This window comes from Streptomyces sp. RLA012 (assembly GCF_056270325.1).
Window position 1 is genome coordinate 5,390,990 of sequence record NZ_JBWDPA010000002.1, and the last position, 12,252, is coordinate 5,403,241.

The 12,252-nt window shown below is 71.7% G+C and carries 12 protein-coding genes; 2 read left to right on the forward strand and 10 right to left on the reverse strand.

Going from position 1 to position 12,252, the window contains the following annotated elements; all coding sequences use genetic code 11:
• Positions 1-8: 8 nt before the first annotated feature.
• Complete coding sequence (locus tag RV986_RS24595; protein ID WP_475924412.1) at positions 9-1,187, reverse strand: acyltransferase family protein; 1,179 nt, start codon at positions 1,185-1,187, stop codon at positions 9-11.
• Positions 1,188-1,329: 142 nt separating this feature from the next.
• The gene (locus RV986_RS24600) at positions 1,330-2,316 is read right to left on the reverse strand and encodes an alpha/beta hydrolase (RefSeq protein WP_475919466.1); all 987 of its coding nucleotides are present in this window, start codon (positions 2,314-2,316) and stop codon (positions 1,330-1,332) included.
• Positions 2,317-2,401: 85 nt separating this feature from the next.
• On the opposite strand from RV986_RS24600, the gene RV986_RS24605 reads away from it, so the two are divergent.
• Complete coding sequence (locus RV986_RS24605; protein WP_475919467.1) at positions 2,402-2,788, forward strand: hypothetical protein; 387 nt, start codon at positions 2,402-2,404, stop codon at positions 2,786-2,788.
• Positions 2,789-2,853: 65 nt separating this feature from the next.
• Here the strand turns inward: RV986_RS24605 and RV986_RS24610 are convergent, their stop codons facing one another.
• Complete coding sequence (locus RV986_RS24610) at positions 2,854-3,732, reverse strand: alpha/beta hydrolase (protein WP_475919468.1); 879 nt, start codon at positions 3,730-3,732, stop codon at positions 2,854-2,856.
• Positions 3,733-4,034: 302 nt separating this feature from the next.
• On the opposite strand from RV986_RS24610, the gene RV986_RS24615 reads away from it, so the two are divergent.
• Positions 4,035-4,643 (forward strand): TetR/AcrR family transcriptional regulator, encoded by a 609-nt coding sequence (locus tag RV986_RS24615; protein WP_475924413.1) that lies wholly within the window; start codon positions 4,035-4,037, stop codon positions 4,641-4,643.
• Between the two features lie 252 nt (positions 4,644-4,895).
• On the opposite strand, the gene kynU is transcribed toward RV986_RS24615, so the two are convergent.
• The 7 genes from kynU to RV986_RS24650 all read right to left on the reverse strand — a co-directional run bounded on the left by kynU (position 4,896) and on the right by RV986_RS24650 (position 12,137).
• Positions 4,896-6,179 carry a kynureninase gene (kynU, locus tag RV986_RS24620; protein WP_475919469.1) on the reverse strand — a complete coding sequence of 428 codons (1,284 nt, stop codon included), beginning with the start codon at positions 6,177-6,179 and terminating at the stop codon, positions 4,896-4,898.
• Positions 6,172-7,020 (reverse strand): tryptophan 2,3-dioxygenase family protein, encoded by an 849-nt coding sequence (locus tag RV986_RS24625; protein ID WP_475919470.1) that lies wholly within the window; start codon positions 7,018-7,020, stop codon positions 6,172-6,174. The genes kynU and RV986_RS24625 overlap by 8 nt, the downstream gene beginning before the upstream one ends.
• 297 nt (positions 7,021-7,317) lie before the next feature.
• A complete protein-coding gene (locus RV986_RS24630) occupies positions 7,318-7,731 on the reverse strand; it encodes a DUF3151 domain-containing protein (protein WP_475919471.1) in 414 nt (137 codons plus the stop codon).
• Positions 7,732-7,811: 80 nt separating this feature from the next.
• Positions 7,812-9,209 (reverse strand): MFS transporter, encoded by a 1,398-nt coding sequence (locus RV986_RS24635; RefSeq protein ID WP_475919472.1) that lies wholly within the window; start codon positions 9,207-9,209, stop codon positions 7,812-7,814.
• 371 nt (positions 9,210-9,580) lie between these two features.
• Entirely contained in the window at positions 9,581-10,603 is a 1,023-nt protein-coding gene (gene fbaA, locus RV986_RS24640; RefSeq protein ID WP_475919473.1) for a class II fructose-bisphosphate aldolase, read from the reverse strand.
• A 186-nt stretch (positions 10,604-10,789) separates the two neighbouring features.
• Positions 10,790-11,338 carry an orotate phosphoribosyltransferase gene (gene pyrE / locus RV986_RS24645; protein WP_475919474.1) on the reverse strand — a complete coding sequence of 183 codons (549 nt, stop codon included), beginning with the start codon at positions 11,336-11,338 and terminating at the stop codon, positions 10,790-10,792.
• Positions 11,339-11,348: 10 nt separating this feature from the next.
• Entirely contained in the window at positions 11,349-12,137 is a 789-nt protein-coding gene (locus RV986_RS24650) for an aldose epimerase family protein (RefSeq protein WP_475919475.1), read from the reverse strand.
• Positions 12,138-12,252: the final 115 nt, after the last annotated feature.

Below are 12,252 nucleotides of genomic sequence, written 5' to 3' on the forward strand. Positions count from 1 at the left end.
GGTCAACCCTAGGCACGGCGGGCCGTTCCCGTCCCCGCCGGACCGCCGCGACGGTGGACGCGGACCACCCGGGAGGGACGTCCGGTGCGGCGGCGCGGACCCTGTTCGTAGAAGCGGAAAGCGGCCCAGCAGATGCCGAGGGCGAAGGCGAAGACCGGGAGCCAGGCGAGGCGGGCCGCCACCCAGACCAGGTCGTCGGGAACCAGATGCAGGCCGGGGAGCCGGCCCCCGAGCAGGCCCACGGCGGTGACCGCCATCAGAGACGTCTGGTGCCAGAGGAATATCGTCATCGCCGACAGATTGACCAGCGCCACCGCCGCCCAGGCCGACGGCCGCCGCAGCCATCGGCGCAAGGGCTCGCGCAGCAGCAGGGCCAGGCCGCACTGGGCCAGGCCGAAGGTGACCGCGGCGAGCGTCGGCGGGTCCAGGTTCGAGACCGCCGCGCCCGGAACGCCGACCATCGACGCCGGGTAGCCGGCCCACGCCACCAGCGCCGCGGTCGCCGCCGTGCCGCAGATCAGCAGCGTCCAGCCGGCGCGCCGCCGGTCCAGCTCGCCGCGCGTCCAGGCCGCGCCCAGCGTGTACGGGACGAGCCAGCCGGCCGCCACGTTCACCCAGCCCAGCCAGGACGGGCCGCCGAGTCCGAAGCGCACGAGGTCCACATGGAGAACGACGGCCAGCGGCCACAGCGGGTTGATTCGGGTGAGGAGCGGGGTCGCGGCCGTCAACCCCGCGAAGACCAGGAGGAACCACAGCGGGGACAGGGCGAGTTTGACGAGGGTGTGGACGGTCCGGAGGTCGGTGCCCGACGCGAGCAGACAGACCGCGGCCACCGTCCACAGGGTCAGCACAGCGGCCACCGGTTTGAAGAGCCGCGCGAGGCGGCCGCGCAGCCACTGTCCGTACGTCGTGCCGCGCGCCCGCGCCGACGCGTAGCCCTTCGTCGCCACATGGCCGCCCACCAGGAAGAACACGGCGAGTGTCTGGAAGACCCAGGAAATGGGGGCCAGCCACGGCATGTGCTGCAACGGGCTCGCCGTGTGCAGCGCGCCGCCGTCCACGACCAGGGCCGTCACCAGCCAGTGGCCCATGACCACACCGAGGATCGCGAAGGCACGCAGGGCGTCGACGGCACGGTCCCGCTCCGCGGGGGTGGCGGCGTCGATACGGCGGGCGGCCTTGCGGATGGCGTGGTGCTTACGGCCGTGCGCGCTGTCGTGTGTGCCGTCCTGCGCGCTGTCGTGTGCGGCCGCCCTTCGCCGGTGCGGCTGGTGCGGCTGGCGCGGCTGGCGCGGCTGGCGCGGCTGGCGCGGCTGGTGCAGGATCGATTCACGCACGGGTCACCTCCGAGGTGTCTCCCAGGACGATCCGGGCGAGGTTGTCCAGGGACACCGAGCCCGGGGTGAAGTAGTCGCTGTGTCCGCCCGCGCCCGCCGCGAACACATGGGCGCCGAAGGACGGGGACACCGGATCGGTGCCGAAGCCGACGGTGGTGCCGAAGAGGTCGAGGCCGACGTGGGGGACGTTCGCGACCCAGTCGTCGGCGCCTCGGGCCGCCCAGACGCGGGCGGACGTGTGCAGTGCCGCCACGGAGTCCGCGCCCGTGCCCGGGCTGCCGATGAGGGCGAGGTCGTCCACGTCCAGGCCGTGCGCCGCGCGACCGCAGACCACCGTGCCGTACGAGTGGCACAGCAGGGAGACGTGGGCCTTCTCCCCCACGACGCCGCGCAGTTCGCGTATGAACCCCTTCAGGTGCGGGGCCGCGTCCTCGGCCCGCCCGGTCGTCAGCACCGTGGGGCTGACGGTGCCCGGTGTCTCGTAACCGAGCCAGGCGACGACCGCCGTACCCGAGTCGACCGGGCCGAGTCGGTCCAGTTGGTTCAGTCGGTCCAGTCGGTTCAGTTGGTTCAGTCGGTCCAGTCGGTTCAGTTGGTTCAGTCGGTTCAGTTGGTCCAGTCGGGCGTGCAGGGCGAGGGCGGCGGCTCGGAAGCGGCCGTACGTCTCCAGGGTCGTGTCGGAGCCCGGGACCAGGACCGCGACGCGGCCGGCGTGGGCGAGGTCGCCGACGACCTCGACGGCCCGGCCCTGGCCACGGCCGTCGAAGGAGAGCAGGTCACGGGAGGGCGCCGCCAGTGCGCGGTCCGCGGCGGCGCGGCTGCGGTCGCCGTGGCCTGCGGCCATACGCGAGGCCTCCGCGGCGTTCGCACGGTTCGCCGCGTACGCCTTGTCCAGCGTCGCGGGCGTGAGGGGAGCGAGTACGGCGGGGGCCGGGGCGGGGATCCGGGGGCGGGCGGCAGCGGAGACGGGGACGACCACAGCGGCGGTGACCAGCGCGGCGAGGAACGTACGACACAGGCGCCGGACGACGACCCGGCCTCGGCGTCCGGGCGATGCCTCTTCCGTGGCGGTGGATGCGGAGGTGGATGCGGAGGTGGATGCGGAGGTGGATGCGGAGGTGGATGCGGAGGTGGATGCGGAGGTGGATGCGGAGGTGGATGCGGAGGTGGATGCGGAGGTGGATGCGGATGTCGTCGGTGAGGTCGTTGAGGTCGTCGTCGGTGGCGGTGGCGGTGGCGGTGGCGGTGGCGGTTCAGGTGGCGCCTCGTGTGCGGCTCGTGTCGCCCTCCTCGCCGCGTTCGGCTTCGCCCCGGGTCCCATGGTGTCCTTCCCCGCCCTGATCGCCCGCTCGTCGGGCGCCTCTGGAAGGGAAGTTACGGATCGTGACGTGTCGCTCGCGTCCCACCAGGGAGCTCACCTGGGAGGTAGCTCTCAGGTACTACGGGTATGACCGGGGGCCTCCGGACAGCACCGCCCACGGGTATCGCACGGGTATCGCACGGTGTCACACGGCTGTCACCAGGCCAGTTGGGCGATCTCCTCGGCCACCACCGCGCACGCGTCCGCCGCCGGGTCGATCAACGGGAAGTGGCCGACGTCCTCCAGCAGCGTCAGGCCGACCACCTCGCCCGCCCTCGCCGCCGCCTCCGCGTACGACTCCGCGACCGCCTGCGGGACGATGACATCGGTGCGGCCCTGTACGAGGGTGGTGGCGATGCCGGTGGGAAGCAGGAACGCCGGGTCGGCGTACGGCTGCCGCTCCGCGAACACGGCCTCGCCGCCGAGGAGTTGACGGGCCGCGCCGGAGCACACGTCCAGTTTCTCGGCGACCCGGAAGTCCGCGATCGGGGCGAGGGCGACGACACCGCGCAGCGGGGCGGGGCGGTCGGTGCGCCAGGGGGCGTCGGCGGGCAGCACATGGCGGGCGGCGGCCCACAGGGCGAGGTGGCCGCCTGCCGAGTGGCCGGTGATCACCGTGCGGCGGAGGTCCGCCTGCGGCAGGTGCGCGCGGGCGAGCGCCGGCAGCGCGTCGAGTGCGGCCGCGATGTCGTCGAAGGTGTCCGGCCAGCGGCCCGCGATCGCGCCCTCGCCGCCCTGCGCGGGGATCACGCTGCCGCGGCGGTACTCCACGTTCGCGACGGCGAAGCCGCGGCGGGCCAGGAAGTCGGCGAACGGGGTGACGTGCCGACGGTCGTACGGGGCGCGCCAGGCGCCGCCGTGCAGGACGATCACCAGTGGGGCGAGGACCGCGGGGTCGGGCTCACGCGGGGTGTAGAAATCGATCACCTGGTCGGGGTGATCGCCGTAGGGGGCGGTGACGTCCGGGTCGACCGGCGGGTGGGAGAAGGCCGATGCCTCCTCGGCGGCGTCCCGTGTTGCGGCGTCGTCCGGCATGCTCCAACCTCTCAGCGGTGAACAGGGTTTGGCGGTCCGGGGAAGAATTCGGCCGTTGGCGGGGACGGTATCAGGCCCGTGACGTGCGTCTACAGCGGGATGTCACGCTCGGTGAGGGGTAAACGGGTCCGTTGTTTCGTTACGCTGGAGGGGTGGCGTGCGCGCCTGTGTACGCCACCCTGAAGATCACCGTGTACGCCACCGCCGTCACCGTGTACGCCACCGCCGTCACCGTGTACGCCACCGCCGTCACCGTGTACGCCACCGCCGTCACTGTGTACGCCACCGCCGAGGAGTCCGTCATGTCCGTCGAGCCCGGCACCGTACGTCCTGGTGGGCGTACCGCCCGTGTCCGTGCGGCCGTGCTGCGCGCCGCCGGGGACGTGCTCGCCGAGGAAGGGTTCGCGCACCTCGATCTCGCGGATGTGGCGCGGCGGGCGGAGGTCGGGAAGACGACCGTGTACCGGCGGTGGGGGTCGGTGACGGGGCTGGTCGCCGATCTGCTGAGCGACATGGCGGAGCAGTCGCTGCCGCGTACGGAGACCGGGTCCGTCCTGGGTGATCTGCGCGCCAACGCCGATCTGGTGCGGCGGACGTTGGCCGATCCTCGGCAGGGGGCGTTGTTCCGGGCGGTGATTGCCGCGGCGACGTGCGACGTGCGTACGGCGGAGGCGTTGCGGCGGTTCTATGACGTACGGGTGGGTGAGTGGGCGCCGTGTGTCGAGCAGGGGGTGGCCCGGGGGGAGTTGCCGGTGGGGACCGATGCCGGGATGGTCGTGCGGGCGGTGTCGGCGCCGCTGTATTACGCGTTGCTGACGGGTGGGGTGGTGCCGGACGAGGATGCGGCCGATCGGGCGGCGGAGGGGGCGTTCGCCGCGGCGGTGGCTGGGGTGTATGTGCTTGGGGGGTGACCCGGCGTGGGGGCTGCCGAAGTAGGTCTTCGCCCCCGCCGCCCCTACCCGTCCCATCCCCAGGGGCTCCGCCCCTTCAACCCCACCGGGGGCTCCGCCCCCGCACCCCCGGCGGGGCTCTGCCCCCGCACCCCACCACGCACGGACCGACCCCGAACCCCCCTGCCCCCCCACGGGCTCCGCCCCGCACATCCGTCTGGACAGCCACGTCGGGGGGAGAGGGAGAAGGGAAAGGGCAGGTGGGGTGGGTGGTTAGGCCAGTGTTTCCGCCAGCAGCCTCGCGGCTTGTTCGGTGTCTGCGTAGCTCACGTAGAGGGGGGTGAAGCCGAAGCGGAGGATGTCGGGGTGGCGGAAGTCGCCGACGACGCCGCGTTCGATGAGGCGCTTCATCACCTCTCCGGCCTCCGCGCAGCGGAGGGCGACCTGGCTGCCCCGTTCGGCGTGGGCGGGCGGGGTGACGGACTCGACCCGGCCCTCGGGGACGTACGCGCTGACGCATTCGAGGAAGAAGTCGGTCAGGGCCAGGGACTTGGCGCGGACGGACTCGATCGAGACGCCGTCCCACACCTCCAGCGCGGCCTCCAGGGCCAGCATGGAGAGGATGTCGGGCGTGCCGACGCGCCCGCGCAGGGCACCCGGAGCCGGTTCGTACGCCGGGTTCATGCCGAAGGGGTCGGCGTGGGAGTTCCACCCGGGGAGCGGGGAGTCGAAGCGGGGCTGGAGGTCGGCGCGGACGTAGAGGTACGCCGGGGAGCCCGGACCTCCGTTGAGGTACTTGTACGTGCAGCCGACCGCGAGATCGACCCCGTGGGCGTCGAGGTCCACCGGCAGGGCCCCGGCGCTGTGACACAGGTCCCAGACCGCCAGGGCGCCCGCATCGTGGATCGCGGACGTGAGGAGCGGGAGGTCGTGCAGCCGGCCGGTGCGGTAGTCGACGTGGTTCAGCAACACCGCCGCCGTGCGGGGGCCGAGCGCGGAGGGGACCTCCGCCGGGTCCAACGGGCGCAGTTCGCAGCCGGTCAGACGGGCCGCCGACGCCGCGATGTAGCCGTCCGTGGGGAACGTCGTCGCGTCGACGATGATCTCGTCGCGCCCGTCGGAGGACAGAGCCGCCAGGCGTACCGCTCCCACCAGTGCCTTGAAGACGTTCACGCTCGTGGAGTCGCCGACCACGATCTGGCCGGGGGCCGCCCCCACCAGCGGCGCGATCCGGTCGCCGATCCGTTCCGGCGCCGTCCACCAGCCGCTCTCCTCCCAGGAGCGGATGCGGAGTTCACCCCATTGGCGTCGTACGACGTCGTCGACCCGGCCGGGGACCGACGTCGGGAGCGCGCCGAGCGAGTTCCCGTCCAGGTACACCACGTCGTCCAGTACGAACTGGGCGCGCAGTTTGGCGAGCTCGTCGGAGGCGTCCAGCTCCGCGGCCCGGACCACCAGTCCAGACCTCTCGAACTGCTCAGACCGCCCTGACCGCCCAGAACGCTCAGAACGCTCAGAACGCTCAACCCGACCAGACCTCTCGGACCGCTCAGACATGAGACCTCGCCGTCCACAGCTCGGGGAACACGTTCTTCTGCGCCCGCTTCTCCAGCCAGGCCACTCCCGCGGAGCCGCCCGTGCCGGCCTTCGCGCCCATCGCGCGGCGCGTCGCGACGAGATGGTCGTTGCGCCAGCGCCACACCAGTTCGGCGACGTCCGTCAGCGCCTCGCCGAGCCGGGCGAGTTCGTCGTGCTCGTCGCCCGCGTACAGGGACGTCCACACGGCCTCCACCTCCGGCGAGGACTCGTAGCGCCGGGACACGTCCCGCTCCAGCACGGACGCCGGAACGGCGTGCCCGCGCCGCGCGAGCAGCCGGAGCACCTCGTCGTACAGGCTCGGTTCGTGCAGGGCCTTCTCCAGCTCCGCGTGGACCCGCGGCGCCCCCCGGTGCGGGACCAGCATGGACGCGGACTTCTCGCCGAGCAGGAACTCCATCCGGCGGTACATCGCGGACTGGAAACCGGAGCCCTCGCCGAGGGCCGAGCGGTAGGAGTTGAACTGGGCGGGCGTGAGCTGCGCGAGGGGCCGCCAGGACGCGTTCAGCGCCTCCAGCTCCCGTACGGACCGCTTCAGCGCGGCCACCGCGACCGGCAACCGGTCCTCGCGGAGCGCGTCCGCCGCGGTCTCCCACTCGTGGACGATGACCGTGAACCACAGCTCCATGACCTGGGTGGTCACCAGGAAGACCATCTCTCCGGGGTCGTCGGAGAGGGTGTGCTGGAGGTGGGTCAGGACGTCCGCCTGGACGTAGTCCTCGTAGGGGGTCGTTCCGTTGAAGTCGAGATGCGGGGTCTCGGGCTCCTGAGCCGCTTCGGGCCGGGCCTGCTGGGACGACATCGCTGTCTCCTGATGCGTACTCCGGGTAGCGGTCCGCCCCTGCCGTTTTCGACACGGGGGCCCCGGTCCCCACCGGGCATCCTCCACAATCGTCCCCCGAAACCGCAAGGTCCGCCCGGTCACATCGACCAGACGGACCCAGCGGACCCAGCAGACCCAGCAGACCCATGTGAGCTGCGAGTACGACCTGAGAGGACGACTCAGGCCCCGGAAGACCCAGGCCCTGGAGGACTCAGGCTCCGGAGGACTCATGCTCCGGAGGACTCAGGCTCCGGAGGGACTCAGACCCCGGAGGACTCAGCCCAGCGTCTGCGCCGCCGTCGGCGAGGAGTCCTTCAGGAACTGGCTGCAGCGCTCGTACTCCTCCTGCTCGCCGATCGACTGAGCGGCTCGGGCGAGGGCGTGCAGGGCGCGCAGGAAGCCACGGTTCGGCTCGTGCTCCCAAGGCACCGGGCCATGGCCCTTCCAGCCGCTGCGGCGCAGGGAGTCCAGACCGCGGTGGTAGCCCGTACGCGCGTAGGCGTACGACTCGACGACACTGCCCCGCTCGAACGCGTCGTCGGCCAGCTGGGCCCAGGCGAGCGAGGAGGTCGGGTACTTGGCGGCGACATCGGCGGGCGCCGTGCCGTTCGCGAGGAGCTCACGCGGCTCCGGGTCGTCGGGGAGGTGAGTCGGGGGCGGGCCCCCGAGGAGGTTCTCGTGAATCGTCATGGGTTCCAGTCTGCGGCACCCTCGGGGGGTTGTGCCGTAGCGGGGTACCCGGTGAGACCCCGGGATGCCGCCCCGGGGCCTCACCGGGACCGGCGTGTCCGCGAGGGCTCCAGCGGCGGGGCCGTCACACAGCCGTGCATACGGCACTGGGGGCGTCGGCAGTCGGGGGCCGGGCGGCGCACAGTCGTGAAGGCCAGCACCGCCCCGACGGCCAGCACCCCGGCGCACAGGGGCATCGCACGCCGGAAGGCGGCGTTGAAGGCGTCCGCCGAGCGGTACGCCTCCGGGCCCATCCCGGTCAGCAGGGGCAGCGCGGCCACTGCGATCAGTCCGGCCGCGCGGGCCGCCGCGTTGTTGATCCCGCTGGCCAGGCCCGCCCGCCCGGCGTCCACGGAGGCGAGGACGGTCGCGGTCAGGGGCGCGACCAGGGTCACCATGCCCGCGCCCATCACCACCAGCGCGGGAAGCACATCGCCGAGGTACGAGGAGTGCGGGCCCACCCGCAGCATGAGCAGCATGCCCGTCGCGCACAGCAGCGGGCCGACGGTGAGCGGGATGCGCGGGCCGATGCGCTGGGCGAGCTCGCCGGAGCGGGCGGAGAACAGCAGCATCAGGACGGTCGTCGGCAGCAGTGCCGTACCGGCGCCCAGGGCCGAGTAGCCCGCCACGACCTGGAGCTGGAGCGCGGTCAGGAAGAAGAAGCCGCCGAAGGCCGCGTACACGCACAGCGTGACGAGGTTGACGGCCGTGAACTGCCGCGACGAGAAGATGTCCGGCGGCATCATCGGGTCGGGTCGGCGCCGCTCGACGTACACGAAGGCCACACCGGCCGCCACGCCTCCGACCGCCGACACCCAGACCAGTACGGAACCGCTCGTGGCCTCGATCAGGGCGTACGTCACCAGGGCGAGCGCCAGGGCGCCGAGTACGGCGCCGAGGACGTCGAAGCCCCGGTCGTGCGCACGGCCGTCGGACGACTCGGGGACGTGGCGCACGGCGATGGGGGCGCAGATCAGCGCCACCGGAACGTTGAGCAGGAAGACCCAGCGCCAGCCGGGGCCGTCCACCAGCCAGCCGCCCAGGAACGGGCCGACCGCCGCGCCGACGCCGCCGAAGCCCGACCACAGGCCGACGGCCCTGGCCCGGTCGTCCGGGTGGAAGGACGCCTGGATGATCGCGAGCGAACCGGGGGTGAGCAGGGCTCCGCCGATTCCCTGCAGGGCGCGGGCCGCGATCAGTACGCCCCCGGTCGGCGCAAGGCCGCACAGCAGCGAGGCGGAGGCGAACCACACCACACCGAGGACGAAGATCTTGCGCCGTCCGAAGCGGTCGCCGAGTGACCCGCCGAGCAGGATCAGGCCCGCCAGGGTCAGCATGTACGCGTTCACGGTCCACTGCAGTGCCGCGAGGCCCGTGCCCAGGTCACGGCCGATCGTGGGCAGCGCGACATTGACGACCGTCGAGTCCAGCATGGCCATGCTGGAGCCGAGGACGGTGGTCAGCAGAATCCACTTGCCGGTGGCACTGGAGATCCGTACCCCGGGACCCGCTCCCGTCTTCGTTCCCGGGTCCGTTCCCGAGGACGTTTCCGGGGCCGTTTCCGGGGCCGGTTCCAGATTCGTCGCCGGGGTCGTTTCCGGATTCGTCGCCGGGGTCGTTTCCGGATCTGGTCCCGAGTTCGTTTCCGGACTCGTTCCCGGTCCCTCGCCTGGATTCTCCCGCGAAGCCGCAGCCATACCTCGGAGCATACGGAAAGGCTCGGCACCGCGGGGTGCCGAGCCTTTACTCGTACGGTCCGGACCGGGAAGAACCCGGGCGACTACTGGTGACTACCGGTAGCCACCGGTGACTACTTGAGCTTGTTGCCCGCGGAGCGGAGCATCTCGCACGCCTCGGTGACGCGCTTGGCCATGCCCGCCTCCGCCAGCTTGCCCCAGGTGCGCGGGTCGTAGGTCTTCTTGGAGCCGACCTCGCCGTCGACCTTCAGGACGCCGTCGTAGTTCTTGAACATGTGGTCCGCGACGGGGCGCGTGAAGGCGTACTGCGTGTCGGTGTCGAGGTTCATCTTCACGACGCCGTTCTCCAGCGCGGTGGCGATCTCCTCGGCCGAGGAGCCGGAGCCGCCGTGGAAGACGAAGTCGAACGGGGACGGCTTGCCGTACTTGGCGGCGACGCCCTCGTTCAGCTGCTTCAGGAGGTCGGGGCGCAGCACGACGTTGCCCGGCTTGTAGACGCCGTGCACGTTGCCGAAGGACGCGGCCAGCAGGTAGCGGCCCTTCTCGCCCAGGCCGAGGGCCTCGGCGGTGCGCAGCGCGTCGTCGACGGTGGTGTAGAGGGAGTCGTTGATCTCGTGGCTGACGCCGTCCTCCTCACCGCCGGTCGGGGTGATCTCGACCTCAAGGATGATCTTCGCGGCGGCGGCCTTGGCGAGCAGCTCCTGGGCGATGGCCAGGTTGTCGGCGAGGGTCTCGGCGGAGCCGTCCCACATGTGCGACTGGAACAGCGGGTTCTCGCCCTTGGCGACACGCTCGGCGGAGATGTCGAGCAGCGGACGTACGTACGTGTCCAGCTTGTCCTTGGGGCAGTGGTCCGTGTGCAGCGCGACGGTGATGTCGTACTTGGCGGCGACGACGTGCGCGAACTCGGCGAGCGCGACGGCGCCGATCACCATGTCCTTCTTGTGCTGGCCGCCGAGGAACTCCGCACCACCGGTGGACATCTGGATGATGCCGTCGCTCTCCGCCTCCGCGAAGCCGCGCAGCGCAGCGTGCAGGGTCTGGGAGGAGGTCACGTTGATGGCCGGGTAGGCGAACTTGCCTGCCTTCGCCCGGTCGAGCATCTCGTTGTAGACCTCGGGGGTTGCGATGGGCATCTGTCCGCTCCTTGTATGTGCGGGTCTGCGTAGCGCTGCTGCGGTACGACGGGACTGGTGCTTTCGGCCCTGACCTAGGGGGGCGACGTCATCGTCGTCCCCATCTTTCCAGACTTGACCGGATGCTCCGGACACCCCGTCCGGGATACGGGACCCCGAGTTCGGCGAGGTCCCGTGCCGGGAGTCCTAGTCCAGGCCCAACTCGTCCTTGGAGTAGGCGAAGAGGTACGGAACCCCGGCGTCCGCCTCGATCTTCTCGGCGGCGCCGGTCGCCCGGTCGACGATGGTCGCGACGGCCACGACCTCGGCGCCGGCCTCGCGCACCGCCTCGACGGCGGCGAGCGGGGAACCGCCGGTGGTCGAGGTGTCCTCGACGACGAGCACGCGCCGGCCCTTGATCTCCGGGCCCTCGACACGGCGCTGCAGGCCGTGTGCCTTGGCTGCCTTGCGTACGACGAAGGCGTCCAGCCGCCGCCCCCGGGCCGCGGCGGCGTGCAGCATGGACGCGGCGACCGGGTCGGCTCCCATGGTCATCCCGCCGACCGCGTCGAAGTCCAGTTCGGCGGTGAGGTCCAGGAGGACCTGGCCGACCAGCGGCGCGGCCTCGCCGTCGAGGCTGATGCGGCGCAGGTCGACGTAGTAGTCCGCCTCGAGCCCCGACGAGAGGGTCACCTTGCCGTGCACCACGGCCTTGTCCTTGATCTGCTGCAGCAGCGCGCCGCGTACGTCACTCATGTCCGCCAGCTTAGAGGCGCCGCCAGCTCCAGGTCATGGTCGCCTCCAGGGGCTCGATGGGGGTGACCAGGCGGGGATGGGTGTTCAGCCCGTTGGGCGGACCGGTCTGCGGCTCGACGCACACCGCGGCCTCCTGCTCGTCGTACACCACCACCCACTCCTCCCGGCTGGCGACCTTCAGCTCCAGCTGCCCCGGCCAGGTGAGCGTGACGTCGACTCCGTCGGGCATGCCGAAGCAGTCGTCCCAGGGGCCGGCCTTCGGCTCGATGCGACGGCCGGTGGGGATGTGGTCCTCGCCGCGCTCCTCCTGCCAGACCGGGGTGAAGTCGACCTGGACGTCCTGCTGGCCCAGGTTCCGGTTGAACCACGGGTGCCAGCCGACCTGGGCGGGGAACGAGTCCTCGTACGTCTCCACGGACATGGTGAGCGTGAAGGCGTCCTCGGTCAGGCCGAAGGCGTGGGTGACGCGGCCGGGGTGGGGCCAGGGGTCCACGAGGTCGTGGGTGATCACGGCCTCGGCCTTGGTGGTGCGGGCGGTGCGCCAGGGGCCGTTGCGGGCGGTGCCGTGGATGGCGTGCGGTGGGGCGTTGAGCGGCATCTGCCGGACGGTGGCGCCGTCCAGGAACCGGCCGTCGCGGATCCTTCCGCACCACGGGACCATGGGGAAGCATCCGAACTTCTGGCCCTGCCGCAGCAGTTCGACGCCGCCGACTCGCAGACTCCCGACCCGTCCGCCGTTGCTCGGCGTGACGGTCACCTCCGCGTCGCCCGCGGTCAGCGTGATGTCTTCGTTACTCACGAAGTTGACCCTACTGCCGCGTGCGCCGCTCCCAGACCCTCATCGGCCTGAACGACCTTGCCCTCAAGCACCGGACAGGCCGAAAGACACGGGCCCACGCCCAAGGCTTTCAGCT